Below are 19997 nucleotides of genomic sequence, written 5' to 3'. Positions count from 1 at the left end.
AATAATCCAAGGCAACCGTGTTGCACGCGGTCCATGAGGCTTATTGGAGACAAGAATAATGACATGCCGTAGCGCTCAGCCCCTCCTTCCCAACACACCGTGCGGCACCCCCGCGCGGCCTGGCACCAGCCGCAAAGGCGAGGTGCGCCATGACTGACAACCGCGAAAAGATCCAGCTCACCCGCGCGCTGAAAAGCCGGCACATCTTCATGCTGTCGCTGGGCGGGGTGATCGGCACCGGGCTATTCATGGGCTCGGGCGTGACCATCAACCAGGGCGGCCCGATAGGCGCGATCCTGGCCTACCTGGTCGCGGGTTTGCTGATGTACCTGGTAATGGTTTGCCTGGGCGAGCTGTCGGTGCAGATGCCGGTGTCCGGTTCGTTCCAGGCCCACGCCACCAAGTTCATCGGCCCGGCCACCGGCTTCATGATCGGCTGGGTGTACTGGATGAGCTGGGCCACCACCGTGGGCCTGGAGTTCACCGCCGCCGGCATGCTGATGACCCGCTGGTTCCCGGAGGTGCCGATCTGGTATTGGTCGGCGCTGTTCGTGGTCGTGCTGTTCGGCCTCAACGCCCTGGCCACCCGTGCCTTCGGCGAGGCGGAGTACTGGTTCTCGGGGATCAAGGTGGCGACCATCCTCGGCTTCATCATCATCGGCCTGTTGGTGATCTTCGGCGCCATCCCGCTGACCAGCGGGGCGCCAGCACCGATGCTGGACAACCTGGTGGGCGAGTCGCTGTTCCCCCATGGCCTGTCGGCGGTGTTCGCGGTGATGATGACCGTGGTCTATGCCTTCCAGGGCTGTGAAATCATGGGGGTGGCGGCCGGCGAGACCGAGCACCCGGAAAAGAGCATCCCGCGGGCCGTGCGCAACGTGGTGTTCCGCGTGCTGATCTTCTACGTGCTGGCGATTGCCGTGCTCTCGGCCATCGTGCCGTTCGAGCAGGCCGGGCTGATGGAAAGCCCGTTCGTGCAGGTGTTCGACATGGTGGGTATTCCCTTTGCCGCCGACCTGATGAACTTCGTCATCCTCACCGCCATCCTCTCGGTGGGCAACTCCGGGCTGTACGCCTCCACGCGCATCCTCTGGGCCATGTCCAAGAGCGGCATGGCGCCGAAAAGCCTGTCGCCGCTGAGCAAGCGTGGCGTGCCGTTGCGGGCGCTGAGCATCACCTTGTGCTTCGCGCTGATCTCGCTGATGACCAGTTTCATTGCCGCCGACACCCTGTTCATGGTGTTGATGGCGGTGAGTGGCATGTCCGGCACCGTGACCTGGATCGTCATCGCCCTGGCGCAATACCGCTTCCGCAAGGCCTACCTGCGAGATGGTGGGCAACTGCAGGACCTGAAGTACAAGGCGCCGCTGTACCCGCTGGTGCCGCTGCTGTGCATCACCCTGTGCAGCTCGCTGTTCGTGTTCCTGGCGCTGGATGAAACCCAGCGGCCGTCGTTGTACTGGGGCTTTGGCTTCATTGCCCTGTGCTACGCGGCGTACTTCTTCGTCAACCGCCGTCGGCAGGGGGCCTTCGAGCCGAGCGTGCCAGGGGTTTGATGTTGTGGGTCGTTGGTTGTAAGTGTTCGTCGAAGCATTTTTATTGCCTGTGAGATCGAGCGCCGCGCGGGCGGCGCTCGATCTCCCAGGCAACGAAAATGCCATGCCAAAACAGCACCGCGTAACAGCAAAAACCGAGTTGTGCGAAGTTGTAACAGCCCATCCCGCCTTGTTGAACACTCGTTTAGTATCTCCCTCATCAAGCCCTCTCAAACCATCACAACAACACCGAGGCCCCCCATGACCACCGCGTCGTCGTCACTGTTGAGCAAGGTCGAAGCCGGCGTTGCCTGGATCACCCTCAACCGCCCCGAGCAGCGCAATGCGCTGGACATCCCCACCCTCAAGCAACTGCACGCCCTGCTGGAAACCTGCAACAGCGACCCGGCCGTGCGCGTGGTGGTGCTGACCGGCAGCGGGCGCAGCTTCTGCGCCGGTGCCGACCTGGCCGAATGGGCTGCGGCCGAGGCCCAGGGCACCCTGGAAAGCTACGGCTGGACCGAAACCGCCCACGCCCTGATGTTGCGCCTGCACAGCCTCGACAAGCCCACCATCGCTGCCATCAACGGCACCGCCGTGGGCGGTGGCATGGACCTCAGCCTGTGCTGCGACCTGCGCATCGCCGCGGCCTCGGCGCGCTTCAAGGCCGGCTACACCAGCATGGGCTACAGCCCCGATGCCGGGGCCAGCTGGCACCTGCCACGGCTGATCGGCAGCGAGCAGGCCAAGCGCCTGTTGTTCCTCGATGAGCTGTGGGGTGCCGAACGTGCCCTGGCGGCCGGGCTGGTCAGCGAAGTCTGTGCCGACGAGCAACTGCCCGCCGTGGCCGCCGAGCTGGCCGGGCGCCTGGCCAACGGCCCCACCTTCGCCTACGCGCAGACCAAGCGGCTGATCCGCGATGGCGCCCGGCGCACCCTGGCCGAGCAGCTGGAGGCCGAGCGCCAGGCCGGCCTGCTGTGCGGCCGCAGCCAGGACGGTGCCGAGGCACTGCAAGCCTCGGTGGAGCGCCGCGCACCCCGTTTTACCGGCCAGTAACCCGATAACCGACCCTCACCAGGACCTTCGCAGATGAATTTCCAACTGACCCAAGAACAAGAAATGTTGGTGGAAGCGGTACGCAGTTTTGTCGCCAAGGAGCTGCTGCCCCATGAGGAGGCAGTGGACCGCGCCGATGCCGTGTCGCCCGAGCTGGCTGCGCAGATCCGCGGCAAGGCCATCGCCGCCGGGTTCTATGCCTTCAACATGCCCGAGGAGGTCGGCGGCGGTGGCCTGGACTATCTGTCCCAGGCGCTTATCGAGCGCGAACTGTCCAAGGTGTCCTGGGCCCTGCACGTGTTCGTCGCGCGGCCATCGAAAATCCTTATGGCCTGCAAGGACGAGCAGATCAACGACTACCTGTTGCCCTGCGTGCAGGGCGAGAAGATCGACTGCTTCGCCCTCACCGAGCCGGGCGCCGGCTCCGATGCCAACGCCATCAAGACCCGTGCCGTGCGCCAGGGTGACGACTTCGTCATCAACGGCAGCAAGCACTTCATCAGCCATGCCGGCCACGCCGATTTCGCCATCGTCTTCGCCGTCACCGACACCTACGAGCACAACGGGCGCAAGCGAAATGCGGTAACGGCCTTCCTGGTCGACCGTGGCACGCCGGGCATGACCATTCGCCGTGGTCCCAAGTGCGTGAGCAACCGTGGCTACCACACCTACGAGCTGTTCTTCGACGACTGCCGGGTGCCGGCCAGCAAGGTGCTGGGCGAGGTCGGCAAGGGCTGGGAGGTGGCCAACGCCTGGCTCACCGCCGGCCGGGTGATGGTCGCCGCCAACTGCGTGGGCCAGGCCCAGCGTGCCCTCGACCTGTCGCTGCAATGGGCCGCCGACCGCAAGCAGTTCGGCCAGGCCATCGGCAGCTACCAGGGCGTGTCGTTCAAGCTCGCCGACATGGCCACGCAGATTCGCGCTGCGGAAATGCTCACCCTGCACACCGCCTGGAAGATGGACCAGGGCAGCATGACCGACGGCGAGGCCGGCATGGCCAAGCTGTTCGCCAGCGAGGTGCTGGGCAAGGTTGCCGACGAAGCCGTACAGATCTTCGGCGGCATGGGCCTGATGGATGAAGGGCCGGTCGAGCGCATCTGGCGCAACGCACGCATCGAGCGCATCTGGGAAGGCACCTCGGAAATCCAGCGGCACATCATCGCCCGCGAACTGCTGCGCCCGCTGCTGCGCTGAGCGCCAGGAGAACACCCATGTCGCATTCGATTCGTGACAACCTCAAGCGCCTGCTGGCACCCCGGCACCTGGCCTTCGTCGGCGGGCGCAGCATGGCGCGGGCGCTGAAGCGCTGCGCCGAAGGTGGCTTTGGTGGCGAGCTGTGGCTGGTCAACCCGCAGCATGACAGCCTCGAAGGCATTCCCTGTGTGGCACGGGTGGCCGACTTGCCCCATGCCCCGGACGCGGTGTTCATCGCCACCAACCGCGAACTGACCCTGCAGTGCGTTGCCGAGCTGGCCGCACGCGGCGCCGGTGGCGCCATCTGCTATGCCTCGGGCTTTGCCGAAAGCGGCGAAGAGGGCCGCCAGCTGCAGCAGCGCCTGCTCGCCGCCGCCGGCAACATGGCCTTGCTCGGCCCCAACTGCTACGGCCTGCTCGACCACCTGCACGGCGCTGCCCTGTGGCCGGTGGCCCATGGTGGCCAGCAGGTGGAGAAGGGCGTGGCGATCCTGACCCAGAGCGGCAACTTCGCCTACAACCTGTCGATGAGCGACCGCTCGCTGCCGGTGGCCTACATGGCCTCGGTCGGCAACCAGGCACAACTGGGCGTGGCCGAGCTGATGGACGTGCTGCTCGACGACCCACGGGTAACCGCCATCGGCCTGCACCTGGAAGGCCTGAAGAACGTGCCGGGCTTCGCCCGTGCTGCCTGCAAGGCATTGCAGCAGGGCACGCCGATCATTGCGCTGAAGACTGGCGTGTCGCAGATCGGCGCCGAACTGGCGCTCAGTCACACCAGCTCGCTGTCCGGCTCCGATGCCTTGTACGACAGCCTGTTCCAGCGCCTGGGCGTGATCCGCGTCAGTGGCCCGGTGAGCTTCGTTGAAACCCTCAAGGCCGCCGCCTGTGGGCGCCTGCCGGTGAATGGCGAGCTGATCGCCCTGGCCTGCTCGGGTGGCGATGCCGGCTTGATCGCCGACTATGCCGAGCGCAACCAGCTGGTCCTGCCGAAGCTCGCACAAGGGCAGGTGGCGCAGTTGGCCGAGGTGCTGCCGGCCTATGCCAACCTGGTCAACCCGCTGGACTTCACCACGGCCATCTGGGGTGATGCAGCGGCCCTGCAACGCATGCTCGACAGCACCCTGAGCGGCGCAGCCGACGCGGCCATGCTGGTGCTGGACTACCCGGCGGCGTTCACCGGCGAACGCAAGGAATGCGACCTGCTGCTGGCGCTGTACTGCGATGCACTGGAGCGCCACGGCAAGATCGGCTTCGTCACCTCGGCATTCCCGGAGTTGTTGCCCGCCTGCGCGCGCCAGCGTTTGCACGCCCGTGGCATCGCCGCCCTGCAGGGCGTGGAGGATGGCCTGGCAGCCTGGGGGCGCATCGTCGCCTACCAGCGCAACCGCCAGCGGCTGCTGGAACAGGGTGAGGCCGCGCGGGTGCCGCTGTGCCCGCAGGCCCTTGAGGGCGAGGGCCAGCTGCTGGACGAATGGCAATCCAAGCAAGCTCTGCGTGCCTTCGGGCTGCCGGTACCGGCAGGGGTGCTGAGCACACCCGAGCGCGCTGTGGCAGATGCCGCCCGCGTCGGCTACCCGCTGGTACTGAAGGCGGTCAGCGCGCAACTGCCGCACAAGACCGAAGCCGGTGCGGTGGCGCTGAACCTGCGCGATGCCGCCGCCCTCGAGGTTGCGCTGGTGCAGATGCGCCAGCGCATCGCCGCCTACGCCCCGCAGGTAGCGTTCGACCAGGTGCTGCTCGAACCGATGGCCGAGCCGCCGCTGGCCGAACTGATCGTCGGCATCAAGCGCGAGCATGACTTCGCCCTGGCCCTGGTGATCGGTGCCGGTGGCGTGCTGGTCGAGCTGCTCAAGGACAGCGTCAGCCTGTTGCTGCCAACCACCGACGATGCCATCCGCAGCGCGCTGCTCGGCCTGCGCAGCGCCAGCCTGCTGCAAGGCTTCCGTGGCCGCCCGGCCGCCGACCTCGACGCACTGGTTGCGGCTATCCGCGCGGTGGCCGACTACGCCTGCGAGAACGCCGGGCAACTGCTGGAACTGGATGTGAACCCATTGATGGTCGGTGCCCACGGCACCACCGCGGTCGACGCGCTGATCCGCCTCGGCCAGGCGCAAGGAGAACGACATGAATAAGCACACCCCGACCGCCGGCCAGGCGTTGGTGCGCCTGCTGGCCAACTACGGCGTGGAGACGGTATTCGGCATCCCCGGCGTGCACACCCTGGAGCTGTACCGCGGCCTGCCGGGCAGCGGCATCCGTCATGTGCTGACCCGCCACGAGCAGGGCGCCGGCTTCATGGCCGACGGCTATGCACGGGTAAGCGGCAAACCGGGGGTGTGCTTCGTCATCACCGGCCCGGGCGTGACCAATGCCGCCACCGCCATCGGCCAGGCCTACGCCGACTCCATCCCGATGCTGGTGATTTCCAGCGTCAACCACACTGCCAGCCTGGGCAAGGGCTGGGGCTGCCTGCACGAAACCCAGGACCAGCGCGCCATGACCGCGCCGATTACCGCGTTCTCCGCCGTGGCCCTGCGCGGCGACGACCTGCCCGAACTGATCGCCCGCGCATGGGCTGTGTTCGACAGCGAACGGCCGCGCCCGGTGCACATCTCGGTGCCGCTGGACGTGCTTGCCGCACCGGTCAGCCGTGACTGGAGCAATGAGGTAGTGCGCCGTCCCGGGCGCGGCCAGCCTTGCCGCGACATCCTCGACCAGGCCGCCATGAAACTGGCCGCCGCCAAGCGCCCGATGATCATTGCCGGCGGTGGGGCACTGCACGCGGCCGAGCAGCTGCAGCAGCTGAGCACTCGGCTGGCAGCGCCATTGTTCACCAGCGTGGCCGGCAAGGGCCTGCTGCCAGCGGACGCGCCACTGAATGCCGGCGCCAGCCTGTGCGTCGAGCCCGGCTGGCAGCTGATAAGCCAGGCCGACGTGGTGCTGGCAGTGGGTACCGAAATGGCCGACACCGATTTCTGGCGCGAGCGCCTGCCGATCAGCGGCGAGCTGCTGCGCGTGGACATCGACCCGCGCAAGTTCAACGACTTCTACCCCTGTGCCATAGCTCTGCACGGTGATGCCCGGCAAACCCTGGCCGGCCTGCTCGAGCACCTGCCAGCGCTGGACCGTGACCCGGCCCAGGCCAGCGAAGCCGTGGCCAACCTGCGCCAGGCCATTCGCAGCGGGCATGCGCCACTGCAGGCCGTGCACCAGGCGATTCTCGACCGCATTGCCGCCGTGCTGCCCGACGATGCCTTCGTCAGCAGCGACATGACCCAGTTGGCCTACACCGGCAACTACGCCTTCGCCAGCCGGGCGCCGCGCAGCTGGCTGCACCCCACCGGCTACGGCACCCTCGGCTATGGCCTGCCGGCCGGCATCGGCGGCATGTTCGCCAGCGACCATCGCCCAGGCCTGGTGCTGGTGGGCGACGGCGGCTTCCTCTACACCGCCCAGGAGCTGGCCACGGCAGTCGAAGAACTGGACCGGCCACTGGTCGTGCTGTTATGGAACAATGACGCCCTCGGCCAGATCCGCGACGACATGCTCGGCCTGGACATCGAGCCGGTCGGTGTACTGCCACGCAACCCGGACTTCGTCGGCCTGGCCCGCGCCTTCGGTTGCGCGGTGCGCCAGCCGCGTGACCTGGACGCGTTGCAGGCCGATCTGGCCAGCGGTTTCGCCACCCCCGGCGTCACCTTCATCGAACTCAAACACACCTGCGTCTGCTAAGCGGCAGACACCACGAACAACAAGAGAAATCACCATGCAATTTAGCCGTACCCTCCTGGCTGCATCCCTCGCTCTGCTGATCACTGGCCAGGCCCCGCTGTACGCCGCACCGCCCCTGTCGATGGACAACGGCACCACCGCCCTGACCGCGCAGAACAGCAACGCCTGGGTCGAAATCAGTGCCGGCGCACTGCAACACAACATCCGTACCTTGCAGGCCGAGCTGGGCGGCAAGTCCAAGCTGTGCGCCGTGCTCAAGGCCGACGCCTATGGCCACGGTATCGGCCTGGTGATGCCGTCGATCATCGCCCAGGGCGTGCCCTGCGTGGCGGTGGCCAGCAACGAGGAGGCACGCGTGGTCCGCGCCAGCGGCTTCACCGGGCAACTGGTGCGGGTACGCCTGGCCAGCCTCGGCGAAGTGGAAGATGCCTTGCAGTACGACATGGAAGAGCTGGTTGGCAGCGCCGAGTTCGCCCGCCAGCTCGATGCCATCGCCGAACGCCACGGCAAGACCCTGCGCATTCACATGGCGCTCAATTCCAGTGGCATGAGCCGCAACGGCGTGGAAATGACCACCTGGTCCGGCCGGGGTGAAGCGCTGCAGATCACTGACCAGAAGCACCTCCAGCTGGTCGCGCTGATGACTCACTTCGCCGTGGAAGACAAGGACGATGTGCGCAAAGGCCTGGCAGCGTTCAACGAACAGACCGACTGGCTGATCAAGCACGCGAAGCTTGATCGCAGCAAGCTCACCCTGCATGCCGCCAACTCCTTCGCTACGCTGGAAGTGCCGGAAGCGCACCTGGACATGGTGCGTACCGGTGGCGCGCTGTTCGGCGACACCGTGCCGACGCGCACCGAATACCAACGTGTCATGCAGTTCAAGTCGCACGTGGCGGCGGTGCACAGCTACCCGGCAGGCAACACCGTCGGCTACGACCGCACCTTCACCCTGGCGCGTGATTCGCGCCTGGCCAACATCACCGTGGGTTACTCCGATGGCTACCGCCGGGTGTTCACCAACAAGGGCCATGTGCTGATCAACGGCCACCGAGTGCCAGTGGTGGGCAAGGTGTCGATGAACACCTTGATGGTCGATGTCACCGACTTCCCCGATGTGAAGGGGGGCAACGAAGTGGTGCTGTTCGGCAAACAGGCCGGGGGGGAGATCACTCAGGCCGAGATAGAAGAAATCAACGGCGCGTTGCTCGCCGACCTTTACACCGTATGGGGCAGTTCCAACCCGAAGATTCTCGTCGACTGAACTGCCAATGAAGGGAGATTGCCATGCGCTACGCCAAGCTCACTCAACACATCGCCGGCGACGGGGCTGCGGCCTGGGACATCCACTATCGCGCCCTGGCGCTGCAGGCCGAGGGTAGGGATATCCTGCTGCTTTCGGTGGGTGACCCGGACTTCGACACCCCCGCGCCGATCGTCGAGGCGGCCATCGACAGCCTGCGTTCGGGCCACACCCATTACGCCGATGTGCGTGGCAAGCTGGCGCTGCGCCAGGCCATCGCCAACCGCCACCGCCAGCGCAGCGGCCAGGCCGTCGATGCCGACCAGGTGACGGTGCTGGCGGGGGCCCAGTGCGCGTTGTACTGCGTGGCCCAGTGTGTGCTCGACCCGGGTGACGAGGTAATTGTCGCCGAGCCCATGTACGTGACCTACGAGGCGGTGTTCGGGGCTTGTGGCGCCAAGGTGGTACCGGTGCCGCTCAAGCCGGAGAACGGCTTTCGCGTGTGCCCGCGTGACGTGGCCGCGCGCATCACCCCGCGCACCCGCGCCCTGGCCCTGAACAGCCCGCACAACCCCTCGGGGGCGAGCCTGCCGCGTGCCACCTGGGAGGCGCTGGCCGAGCTGTGCATCGCCCACGATCTGTGGTTGATCTCTGACGAGGTGTACAGCGAGCTGTTGTACGACGGCGAGCATGTCAGCCCTGGCAGCCTGCCGGGCATGGCCGAGCGCACCGCCACCCTCAACAGCCTGTCGAAGTCGCATGCCATGACCGGTTGGCGGGTGGGCTGGGTGGTCGGTTCGACCGAACTTGCCACCCATCTGGAAAACCTCGCCCTGTGCATGCTGTACGGTTCGCCGGACTTCATTCAGGACGCCGCCGTGGTGGCACTGGAGCAGCAACTGCCGGAACTGGATGTTATGCGCGAAGCCTATCGCCAGCGTCGCGACCTGGTGTGCGAGCAGTTGGCCGACTGCCCGGGCATCAAGGTGCTCAAGCCCGATGGCGGTATGTTCGTGATGGTCGATATCCGCGAGACCGGCGTATCTGCCCAGACCTTTGCCGACTACCTGTTGGACAGCCAGGGCGTGTCGGTGCTTGCCGGCGAAGCGTTCGGTCCCAGCGCTGCCGGGCATATCCGCCTGGGCCTGGTGCTGGGCAATGCGGCGCTGATCGATGCCTGCCGACGCATCGCCTGCTGTGCCGACGAACTGAAACGGGACTACGGCCATGCGTGAGTATGCGCGGCTGTACATCGACGGCGCCTGGCAGGTACCGAGCGGGCAGGGCATGGCCGAGGTGATCGACCCGGCCACCGAACAGGCCATCGGCCGGGTGCCGCTGGGCGCCGAGGCCGATGTCGAACGAGCGGTGATGGCCGCGCGGCGGGCCTTCGATGGCTGGTCGCGCACGCCGTCCAGCGTACGTGCCGGCTATATAACGGCGCTGGCTGCACAGCTGAAAAGCCGTGCGGCGGAAATGGCCTCGGTCATCACCGACGAGTTGGGCATGCCGGTGCAGTGGTGCCAGGCGGTACAGGTGGAGGGCCCGATTGCCGGGCTGGAGCAGTACGCCGAACTGGCCGGGCTGATGGATGAGGTGCGCGAAGTCGGCAACTCGCTGGTGTACCGCGAAGCCGTTGGCGTGTGCGCGTTCATCAACCCGTGGAACTACCCGCTGCACCAGATGATCGGCAAGCTGGCGCCGGCCCTGGCCGCCGGCTGCACGGTGGTGGTCAAGCCCAGCCAGGAAACACCGCTGCATGCGTTCCTGCTGGCCGAGATGATCGAGGCCATCGGCCTGCCTGCCGGGGTGTTCAACCTGGTCAGCGGGCCGGGGGCCAAGGTTGGCGAGGCCCTGGCCCGGCACCCGCAGGTGGACATGGTGTCGTTTACCGGCTCCACCGGCGCCGGGGTGCGCGTGGCCCAGGCGGCCGCGCCGACGGTGAAGCGGGTGTGCCTGGAGCTGGGCGGCAAGTCGCCGCTGCTGATCACCGCCGACGCCGACCTGCACGCGGCGGTGCGCCATGGCGTGCAGGACGTGATGATCAACTCGGGGCAGACCTGCACGGCCCTGACCCGCATGCTGCTGCCGGCCAGCCGCTACGCCGAGGCGCTGGAGATTGCCGAGGCCGAGACCCGTGCGCTGGTCATGGGCGACCCGCGTGACCCGGCCAGCTTCCTCGGGCCGATGTGTTCGGCAGGCCAGCGGCGCACCGTGCTCGACTACATTCGCCTGGGCCAGGAAGAGGGCGCGCGCCTGCTGTGCGGCGGTGATACGCCAGCCGGCTTCGAGCGCGGGTTCTACGTGGCGCCGACGTTGTTCGCCGATGTCGACAACCGCATGCGCATCGCCCAGGAGGAAATCTTCGGCCCGGTGCTGTGCCTGATCCCCTATGCCGACGAGGCCCAGGCGCTGGCCCTGGCCAACGATTCGCCGTTCGGCCTGTCCAGTGCGGTGTGGGCCGGTAGCCGCGAGCACGGCCTGGCCCTGGCGCGGCAGATACGCGCCGGGCAGTGCTTCATCAACGGTGGCGGGTTCAACTACCAGGCACCGTTTGGTGGCTACAAGCAGTCGGGCAACGGGCGCGAGTGGGGCGAGGAGGGCCTGGCCGAGTTCGTCGAGGTGAAAGCGGTGCAGTGCTGAGCACAGCTGGAAGACAACCTGTTTTGTGTGAGGAGAATGTTTGTGAATGTACTGATCGTCCACGCTCACCCCGAGCCGCAATCGTTCACCGCTGCCCTGCGTGACCAGGCCGTGGAAACCTTCCGCGCCCAGGGCCACCAGGTGCAGGTCAGCGACCTGTACGCCATGGGCTGGAACCCGGTGGCCAGCGCCGATGACTTCAGCCAGCGCGAGAACCCCGAGTACCTGGTGTATGCCCTGGAGCAGCGCCAAGGGGTCAAGCGTGGCGCTATTGCCGCGGATATCCGGCAGGAGTTGGACAAGCTGCTGTGGGCCGACTTGCTGGTGCTGAACTTCCCGATCTTCTGGTTCTCGGCGCCGGCCATGCTCAAGGGCTGGATCGACCGCGTGCTGGTGTCGGGGGTGTGCTATGGCGGCAAGCGCTTCTATGACCAGGGCGGTTTGGCGGGCAAGAAAGCGCTGGTGACCGTGACCCTGGGCGGGCGCGAGCACATGTTTGGCGACGGGGCGATTCATGGGCCGCTGGAGGACATGCTGCGGCCGATCTTGCGCGGCACGCTGGCCTACGTGGGTTTCGAGGTGCTGCCGCCGTTCGTGGCCTGGCATGTGCCGTACATCAGTGACGAGGCGCGGCAGGCGTTCTTGCAGCAGTACCGGCAGCGCCTGGAGCAGCTCTCGGACGACCAGCCACTGGTGTTCCCGCGCCTGGAGCAGTTTGATGAGGCGCTTTACCCGCTGGCGTGATTGACTGTTCTGGCCCAATCGCCGGCAAGCCAGCTCTCATAGAACAACACATGACTCATTGGTTCGGCGAGGTTCTGTAGGAGCAGCCTTGTGCTGCGAAGAGGCCGGTACTGACAAAGCCTATCTGTTGCTTGTACCGGCCTCTTCGCAGCACAAGGCTGCTCCTACAAAGGACGCGTCAGACGAGCGATATTGGTTCTCTGCGCGACAGCGCAGCCCAAAGGGCTGGGCAATCTCCCACAGGGAAATCACAGGGCTTCAGGACTGTGGAGGACCTGTGGGAGCTGGCTTGCCGGCGATTGGGCCTGTGGCCTTCATACAAAATTCACCGGCAAAAAAAGCGACCACCCACACATTCGGGGTATGTCCCCCTTCGGCAAATCCCTCGATAGTGCCCCCATCGGCTCGATCCCGAGCACTCACACGATGGAGTTGCCATGCGCAAGGTACTGAAGGTGATTGGCGGTCTGCTGCTGGCGTCTGGCGCCAGCCTGGTCCAGGCAGAAGAGGTGGACAGCGGTAACACGTTGCGGTTGTACAACTGGACCGACTATATCGGCGAAACCACCCTGGCCGATTTCGAGAAGGCCACCGGCATCAAGGTCATCTACGACACCTTCGACGGCTACGAAACGGTGCAGACCAAACTGCTCACCGGCCGCTCCGGCTACGACCTGGTCATGCTCAACGCGTCCCTGGTTCCCCCGCTGATCAGCGCCGGGGTGTTCCAGGCGCTGGACAAGCGGCAACTGCCCAGTTGGCACAACCTCGACCAGCAGGTGGTGAACAACCTGCAAGGCTACGACCCCGGCCTGAAATACTCGGCGCCCTACACTTGGGGCAGCTCGGGGGTAACCTACAACGTCGACAAGATCACCGCGCGCATGCCCGATGCCCCCATCGGCTCGCTGGCCATGCTGTTCGACCCCAGGATCGTCTCGCGCTTCGCCGACTGTGGCGTCACCCTGATGGACGCGCCGACCGAAGTCATCCCGCTGGCCCTGCAATACCTGGGCAAGGACCCACGCAGCGCATCACCGGCCGACCTCAAGGCGGCCGAACAACTGCTGTTGGGCATTCGCCCGTACATTCGCAAGTTCGATTCGGTCAACTACCTCACCAGCCTGCCCAACGGCGATGTCTGCCTGGCCCTGACCTGGTCCGGCGACTACGCCACCGCGCAGGCCCGCGCGGTGGAAGCGAAGAAGGACATCAAGCTGTCGTTCTTCATCCCCCAGGAAGGCTCGCTGATCTGGTTCGACAACCTGTACATCCCCAAGGATGCGCCGCACGCGGCCAACGCCCACCGCTTCATCGAGTTCCTGCTGCAGCCGCAGACCATGGCCAAGGTCACCGACTACATCCACTACGCCAACAGCAACGCCGCCGCCACCGCGCTGGTGCGCGACGAGATCCGCCAGGACCCGGCCATTTACCCCGACGCGCAAACCCGCGAGCGCCTGTTCGCGCAGAAAACCCAGAGCCCGAAGGACATGCGCGCCATCACCCGGGTCTGGAGCACGGTCAAGACCGGTTTCTGAACACTGCCCAACGATCACTGCCAAGGAGCTGCCCATGGCCACCCCAAGCAAAGCATTCGCCATTGCCCACGATCCGCTGGTGGAAGCCGACAAGGCCCACTACATGCACGGCTACCACGTGTTCGACGAGCACCGCGAGCAAGGCGCGCTGAACATCGTTGCCGGCGAGGGCGCCTACATCCGCGATACCCACGGCAACCGCTTCCTCGATGCCGTCGGCGGCATGTGGTGCACCAACATTGGCCTGGGCCGCGAGGAAATGGCCCTGGCCATCGCCGACCAGGTACGCCAGCTGGCCTATTCCAACCCGTTCTCCGACATGGCCAACGATGTGGCCATCGAGCTGTGCCAGAAGCTTGCGCAGCTGGCGCCGGGTGACCTGAACCATGTGTTCCTCACCACTGGCGGCTCGACCGCGGTCGACACTGCCTACCGGCTGATCCAGTACTACCAGAACTGCCGTGGCAAGCCGCACAAGAAGCACATCATCGCCCGCTACAACGCCTACCACGGCTCCACCACGCTGACCATGTTGATTGGCAACAAGGCCGCTGACCGGGTGCCGGAGTTCGATTATCACCACGACCTGATCCACCACGTGTCCAACCCCAACCCGTATCGCGCCCCGCACGACATGGACGAGGCCGAGTTCCTCGACTTCCTGGTGGCCGAGTTCGAGGACAAGATTCTCTCGCTGGGGGCCGACAACGTGGCGGCGTTCTTCGCCGAGCCGATCATGGGCTCGGGCGGGGTGATCATTCCGCCCAAGGGCTACTTCCAGCGCATGTGGCAGCTGTGCCAGACCTACGACATCCTGTTCGTCGCCGACGAAGTGGTGACCTCGTTCGGGCGCCTGGGCACCTTCTTCGCCAGCGAGGAACTGTTCGGCGTAACCCCCGACATCATCACTACCGCCAAGGGCCTGACCTCGGCCTACCTGCCGCTGGGGGCGTGCATCTTCTCCGAGCGCATCTGGCAGGTGATCGCCGAGCCGGGCAAGGGCCGCTGCTTCACCCACGGCTTCACCTACAGTGGCCACCCGGTGTGCTGCACCGCGGCGCTGAAGAACATCGAGATCATCGAACGCGAGCATTTGCTGGAGCACGTCAAGGACGTTGGCGGCTACCTGGAACAGCGCCTGCAAAGCCTGCGCGAGCTGCCGCTGGTGGGGGATGTGCGCTGCATGAAGCTGATGGCCTGTGTCGAGTTCGTTGCCGACAAGGCCAGCAAGGCGCTGTTTGCGGACGAGGTGAACATTGGCGAACGCATCCACAGCAAGGCCCAGGCCAAAGGGCTGCTGGTGCGGCCGATCATGCACCTGAACGTGATGTCGCCGCCGTTGATCATTACCCATGCGCAAGTGGACGAGATCGTCGAAACCCTGCGCCAGTGCATCATCGAAACCGCGCACGAACTCACGGCGCTTGGCCTGTACCAGGGCCGATGAACCTGGCGCAAAGGGCTGTGCGCGGGCGTGCCTGGCAGGCTAGACTGCCGGGCATGACCCAGGCCTCTCCCGACACCCCGCTTACCCTTTCACTGGGCGCGCTGCAGCAATGGCATGCGGCGCTGCAGCGCGCACTGGCCCACAGCGAAACGCCCGAGGCGCTGGCGCATGTGGCAGCCGCCATCGGCCAGCTGGTGCAGGTGGAATCGATGATGATCAGCCTCGAGTGCCAGGGGCGGGCACCGCAACTGCTGTACCAGCAAGGCATCCCCGACCTGCACCGCGCCGCTGTGCTGGAGCGCTACTTCACTGCCGGCTACCTGCTCGACCCGTTCTGCCTGGCCGTGCAGAGCGGCCTGGCCGAGGGCTTCTACCACCTGCAGGACATCGCCCCGGACAACTTCTTCGACAGCGACTACTACAAGGCCTACTACCTGGGTACCGGTTGCAGTGAAGACAGCTACTACATCGTCGACCTCAGCGCTGGCCGCAAGTTGTCGCTGAGCCTGTTCCAGGGCTGCAGCGGCACACGGCTGAGTACGGGGCAGATCGACCTGCTGCGTGCGCTGGAGCCGATGGTACGCGAGCTGCTGGGGCGCTACGCCCGGCACCATCTGGAGCCCGGCCCCGCTTCGGCGGAGCGTGGCAGCCTGCAGGCGGCGTTCGACAGTTTCGGCTGCCAGGTGCTGACCGACCGTGAGCGGGAGGTGGCGCACATGATCTTGCGTGGGCATTCGGTGAAGTCCACCGCGCTGGAGCTGGGCATCTCGCCGGAAACCGTGCGCATGCACCGCAAGAACCTGTACCTGAAGCTGGAGATCAACTCGCAGTCGGAGTTGTTTGCGCGGTTTATCGACTGGCTGCGCGGTGATCACCTGGCGGTTTAGCAGCAAAGGAGCAACTGCCTTGCTCACTATTTGAAAGCTGGCGCGATCCCTGTGGGAGCGGGTTCACCCGCGAAGCAGACACCGCGGTGGATGGCACGGGCTTCGCCCGTGTTCGCGGGTGAACCCGCTCCCACAGGTATAGCGCTGCCTCCCAATACCTCTCAGCCCCTGCCTTTAGCCAGATAGGCCGCAAACTCCGCCTCCGGCACCATGCTGCCACCGGTCCCCCAGACCAAATGCGTGGCCCTTTGCATGCGCCCGGCCGACAGGCCCATGCGCGCCAAGTACTCAGGCGCTTCAAGCACCCTGACCATGCCCGGCATCCCCGCCAGCGCCGAAGGCTCCAGCCGCGCATTCTCCTGGTCATGGGCCAATACCAACAGCCGGTACAGCGCCTCGTCGCTGACTGTGTAATAGCCATCGAGCAAACGCTGCATCGCCTTGCCGACAAAGCCGGAAGGGCGGCCCACCGCCAGGCCGTCGGCGGCGGTCAGGTTGTCGATGCCGAAATCCTGCACGCTGGTGGCGTCATGCAAACCGCTATACACCCCCAGGAACATGCACGGTGAGTGGGTGGGCTCGGCGAAGATGCAGTGCGCATGGTCGCCCCAGATCAGCTTCAGGCCGAACGCCACGCCACCGGGGCCACCGCCGACCCCGCAGGGCAGGTAGACGAACAAGGGGTGCTCGGCATCTACCTTGATGCCCGCGGCTTCGAACTGGGCGGCCAGCCGCTCGGCCGCCACGGCATAGCCGAGGAACAGGTGTGGCGAGTTCTCGTCGTCGACGAAGTAGCAGCCCGGGTCCGTCGCCGCCTGCTGGCGCCCTTGCTCCACCGCCACGCTGTAGTCGCTTTCGTACTCGACCACCTTCACGCCATGGGCGCGCAGTTTGTCCTTCTTCCATTGGCGGGCATCGGCCGACATGTGCACGGTCGCCTGAAAGCCCAGTCTGGCGCTCATGATGCCGATCGACAGGCCGAGGTTGCCGGTCGAGCCGACCGCAACCTTGTACTGGCTGAAGAATTGCCGGGCCTGGTCGCTGGCCAGTTCCCGGTAATCGCTGTCGAGGCTGATCAGGCCGGCTGCCAGGGCAAGGTCTTCGGCATGCTTGAGCACTTCATGAATACCGCCGCGGGCCTTGATCGAGCCAGAGATCGGCAGCTCGCTGTCGGCCTTGAGCCAAAGTGAACCGCTGGAAGGCAGGCCCGCTGCCTGCAGCAAGGTGGCATGCAGTTTGGGCAGCGGGCGCAGTGGCGACTCGATGATGCCGCCGGTGGCGGCGGTATCCGGGAACACGCTGGCCAGGTAGGGGGCAAAGCGTGCCAGGCGGGCACTGGCAGCACTGACATCGGCGGCGCTCAAACCGACGTCGGCCAGGGCCTGGGCGGCCGGGGCAATGTGCGGGTTGAACCAACGGGTTTCGCGCAGGGCCACCAGGTCTTCGATCAGGGGGTGGGAGCTGCACCATGCTTGCAGTGTCTTGCCGTGAATCATGCTGGTTTTTCCTGTTGTGCAATCAATGTCAGGCAGCGCTGCACGATCGGGCTCACATCGCCCTTGCGTCGGCTGAGGATGATCGGGCTGACGGCGCCGCTGTCGAGCAGGCTTACATATTCGATATCGGTGCGGTGCTGCTGTTGCACCGACGCCGGCACCAGGGTCACGCCTACGCCGACGGCCACCAGACCGATGGCGGTCTGCAGTTCGTTGGCCCATTGGCTGACGCGGATGCTCATGCCGTGGTGGGCGAACAGTGCCAGCACATGGTCGGCATAGCTGGGCCGCGGGTTGGCCGGGTAGAGGATGAACGCCTCGCCAGCCAGCTGGGCAAGTGTAAGCGGGCTGCTCGCCAGCGGGTGACCCTTGGGCAATACCGCCACCAGCGGGTCCTCGCACAGCACTTGCTGGTGAATGGCCGGGTCATCGATGCGAATGCGCCCGAAGGCGATGTCGATGCGCCCGCTTTTCAACGCCTCCACCTGCTGCAGCGTGGTCATCTCGTTGAGGCCCAGTTCCAACTCGCTGTCCTGGCGCAGCTCGCGGATCAGCTCCGGCAGCACCTTGTACAGGGTCGAGGGGGCGAAGCCGATCCCCAGCCACTGGCGCTGGCCCTGGCCGATGCGACGGGTGTTGTCGCTGATGTTCTGCAGCTGCTGCAGCACGGTGCAGCTCTGTTCGTAGAAGAAGCGACCCGCCTCTGTCAGCCGCAGCGGGCGCTCGCGCACTACCAGCAAGGTACCGAGCTGGTCCTCGAGTTGGCTGATCTGCCGGCTCAGCGGCGGCTGGGCAATGTGCAGCAGCTCGGCGGCGCGAGTGAAGTTCAGGGTTTCGGCCAGGACCTTGAAGTAACGCAAGTGGCGCAGCTCCATCAGACCTCCAGGGTATGGTGGGAGATTCATTCGATATTGGACGGCTATCAGGGTCTCGCGCAATCCTTGAACAAGCAAGTAAATGCACCACTCGGGCCTGCGGCTGGCAGCCCGAAACAACGGGACCTGGCAACAATGACAAGCGTGCTGATTGAACGTATCGAGGCAATTATCGTCGACCTGCCGACCATTCGCCCGCACAAGCTGGCGATGCACACCATGCAGCAGCAGACCCTTGTGGTATTGCGTGTTCGCTGCAGTGATGGCGTGGAAGGCATCGGCGAGGCCACCACCATCGGCGGCCTGGCCTATGGCTACGAAAGCCCGGAGGGCATCAAGGCCAACATCGATGCGCACCTGGCGCCGGCGCTGGTTGGCTTGCCGGCTGACAACATCAACGCCGCCATGCTCAAGCTGGACAAGCTGGCCAAGGGCAATACCTTTGCCAAGTCGGGTATCGAAAGCGCCTTGCTCGATGCCCAGGGCAAACGCCTGGGCCTGCCGGTCAGCGAACTGCTGGGTGGCCGCGTGCGCGACAGCCTGGAAGTGGCCTGGACCTTGGCCAGCGGCGATACCGCCCGCGACATCGCCGAAGCCCAGCACATGCTGGAGATTCGTCGGCATCGGGTGTTCAAGCTGAAGATCGGCGCCAACCCGTTGTCCCAGGACCTCAAGCACGTGGTGGCGATCAAGCGCGAGCTGGGCGACAGCGCCAGCGTGCGGGTCGACGTCAACCAGTACTGGGACGAATCCCAGGCCATCCGTGCCTGCCAGGTGCTTGGCGACAACGGCATCGACCTGATCGAGCAACCGATTTCGCGTATCAACCGCAGCGGCCAGGTGCGCCTGAACCAGCGCAGCCCGGCACCGATCATGGCCGACGAGTCGATCGAAAGCGTCGAGGACGCCTTCAGCCTGGCTGCCGACGGCGCGGCCAGCATCTTCGCCCTGAAAATAGCCAAGAACGGCGGCCCGCGCGCCGTACTGCGTACCGCGCAAATCGCCGAGGCTGCCGGCATCGCCTTGTATGGCGGGACCATGCTCGAAGGCTCGATCGGCACCCTGGCTTCGGCTCATGCCTTCCTGACCCTGCGCCAGCTCACCTGGGGCACCGAGCTGTTCGGGCCGCTGCTGCTGACCGAAGAAATCGTCAACGAGCCGCCGCAATACCGCGACTTCCAGCTGCACATTCCACGTACCCCAGGCCTGGGCCTGACCCTGGACGAACAGCGCCTGGCGCGCTTCGCCCGCCGCTGATCGTACAGCCAAGCAAGGAGATCAATGATGCTGTTCCACGTGAAGATGACCGTGAAACTGCCGGTCGACATGGACCCGGCCAAGGCCGCCCGGCTCAAGGCCGACGAAAAGGAACTGGCCCAGCGCCTGCAGCGCGAAGGCACCTGGCGCCACCTGTGGCGCATTGCCGGGCACTACGCCAACTACAGCGTGTTCGATGTACCCAGCGTCGAGGCGCTGCACGACACCCTGATGCAGCTGCCGCTGTTCCCGTACATGGACATCGAGGTAGACGGCCTGTGCCGGCACCCCTCGTCGATTCACAGCGACGACCGCTGAGTGGCACCTGTCTACCTGACAAGAAC

At 65.7% G+C, this 19997-nt stretch carries 16 protein-coding genes; 14 read left to right on the top strand and 2 right to left on the bottom strand.

Annotated features, from left to right (window positions below; genetic code table 11):
* Nucleotides 1-149 precede the first annotated feature (149 nt).
* The 12 genes from M1D87_RS16300 to M1D87_RS16245 all read left to right on the top strand — a co-directional run bounded on the left by M1D87_RS16300 (nucleotide 150) and on the right by M1D87_RS16245 (nucleotide 16025).
* Nucleotides 150-1556 (top strand): amino acid permease, encoded by a 1407-nt coding sequence (locus M1D87_RS16300; protein ID WP_123085470.1) that lies wholly within the window; start codon nucleotides 150-152, stop codon nucleotides 1554-1556.
* 240 nt (nucleotides 1557-1796) lie between these two features.
* Nucleotides 1797-2591 carry an enoyl-CoA hydratase/isomerase family protein gene (locus M1D87_RS16295; protein WP_123085471.1) on the top strand — a complete coding sequence of 265 codons (795 nt, stop codon included), beginning with the start codon at nucleotides 1797-1799 and terminating at the stop codon, nucleotides 2589-2591.
* A 33-nt stretch (nucleotides 2592-2624) separates the two neighbouring features.
* Nucleotides 2625-3785 (top strand): acyl-CoA dehydrogenase family protein, encoded by a 1161-nt coding sequence (locus tag M1D87_RS16290; protein ID WP_015270769.1) that lies wholly within the window; start codon nucleotides 2625-2627, stop codon nucleotides 3783-3785.
* A 17-nt stretch (nucleotides 3786-3802) separates the two neighbouring features.
* On the top strand, nucleotides 3803-5920 hold the full coding sequence (locus M1D87_RS16285; RefSeq protein ID WP_123085472.1) for an acetate--CoA ligase family protein: 2118 nt from the start codon (nucleotides 3803-3805) through the stop codon (nucleotides 5918-5920).
* Nucleotides 5913-7520: a 5-guanidino-2-oxopentanoate decarboxylase gene (locus tag M1D87_RS16280; protein ID WP_123085473.1), complete on the top strand. Its 1608-nt coding sequence runs from the start codon at nucleotides 5913-5915 to the stop codon at nucleotides 7518-7520. Before M1D87_RS16285 ends, M1D87_RS16280 begins: the two co-directional genes overlap by 8 nt.
* Before the next feature lie 34 nt (nucleotides 7521-7554).
* Nucleotides 7555-8784, top strand: a complete 1230-nt coding sequence (alr, locus tag M1D87_RS16275) for an alanine racemase (RefSeq protein WP_013973076.1) — start codon at nucleotides 7555-7557, stop codon at nucleotides 8782-8784.
* Nucleotides 8785-8807: 23 nt separating this feature from the next.
* Complete coding sequence (locus M1D87_RS16270; RefSeq protein WP_123085474.1) at nucleotides 8808-9998, top strand: pyridoxal phosphate-dependent aminotransferase; 1191 nt, start codon at nucleotides 8808-8810, stop codon at nucleotides 9996-9998.
* Complete coding sequence (locus M1D87_RS16265) at nucleotides 9991-11406, top strand: aldehyde dehydrogenase family protein (protein ID WP_061551682.1); 1416 nt, start codon at nucleotides 9991-9993, stop codon at nucleotides 11404-11406. Before M1D87_RS16270 ends, M1D87_RS16265 begins: the two co-directional genes overlap by 8 nt.
* A gap of 42 nt (nucleotides 11407-11448) precedes the next feature.
* On the top strand, nucleotides 11449-12150 hold the full coding sequence (locus M1D87_RS16260) for an NAD(P)H-dependent oxidoreductase (RefSeq protein ID WP_015270763.1): 702 nt from the start codon (nucleotides 11449-11451) through the stop codon (nucleotides 12148-12150).
* Nucleotides 12151-12587: 437 nt separating this feature from the next.
* Nucleotides 12588-13691, top strand: coding sequence for a polyamine ABC transporter substrate-binding protein (locus M1D87_RS16255; RefSeq protein WP_123084895.1), 1104 nt, complete (start codon nucleotides 12588-12590; stop codon nucleotides 13689-13691).
* A 34-nt stretch (nucleotides 13692-13725) separates the two neighbouring features.
* Complete coding sequence (locus M1D87_RS16250) at nucleotides 13726-15138, top strand: aminotransferase (protein WP_123084894.1); 1413 nt, start codon at nucleotides 13726-13728, stop codon at nucleotides 15136-15138.
* 53 nt (nucleotides 15139-15191) lie between these two features.
* Nucleotides 15192-16025 carry a LuxR C-terminal-related transcriptional regulator gene (locus M1D87_RS16245; RefSeq protein WP_232880594.1) on the top strand — a complete coding sequence of 278 codons (834 nt, stop codon included), beginning with the start codon at nucleotides 15192-15194 and terminating at the stop codon, nucleotides 16023-16025.
* Between the two features lie 161 nt (nucleotides 16026-16186).
* Here M1D87_RS16245 and M1D87_RS16240 read toward each other — a convergent pair whose 3' ends face one another.
* Nucleotides 16187-17521, bottom strand: coding sequence for a D-serine ammonia-lyase (locus M1D87_RS16240; protein WP_123084892.1), 1335 nt, complete (start codon nucleotides 17519-17521; stop codon nucleotides 16187-16189).
* Complete coding sequence (gene catR / locus M1D87_RS16235; RefSeq protein WP_123084891.1) at nucleotides 17518-18396, bottom strand: HTH-type transcriptional regulator CatR; 879 nt, start codon at nucleotides 18394-18396, stop codon at nucleotides 17518-17520. The genes M1D87_RS16240 and catR overlap by 4 nt, the downstream gene beginning before the upstream one ends.
* Before the next feature lie 135 nt (nucleotides 18397-18531).
* Between catR and M1D87_RS16230 the strand changes: the two genes are divergently transcribed.
* Both M1D87_RS16230 and catC read left to right on the top strand, forming a co-directional pair.
* A complete protein-coding gene (locus M1D87_RS16230) occupies nucleotides 18532-19653 on the top strand; it encodes a muconate cycloisomerase family protein (RefSeq protein ID WP_123084890.1) in 1122 nt (373 codons plus the stop codon).
* Nucleotides 19654-19680: 27 nt separating this feature from the next.
* Nucleotides 19681-19971 (top strand): muconolactone Delta-isomerase, encoded by a 291-nt coding sequence (gene catC / locus M1D87_RS16225; RefSeq protein ID WP_013973066.1) that lies wholly within the window; start codon nucleotides 19681-19683, stop codon nucleotides 19969-19971.
* Nucleotides 19972-19997 lie beyond the last annotated feature (26 nt).

The sequence above is a fragment of the Pseudomonas sp. SA233 genome, assembly GCF_054792385.1.
The sequence above is the reverse complement of the archived record's forward strand: the minus strand, read 5'-3'. Positions and strand labels throughout refer to the sequence as shown.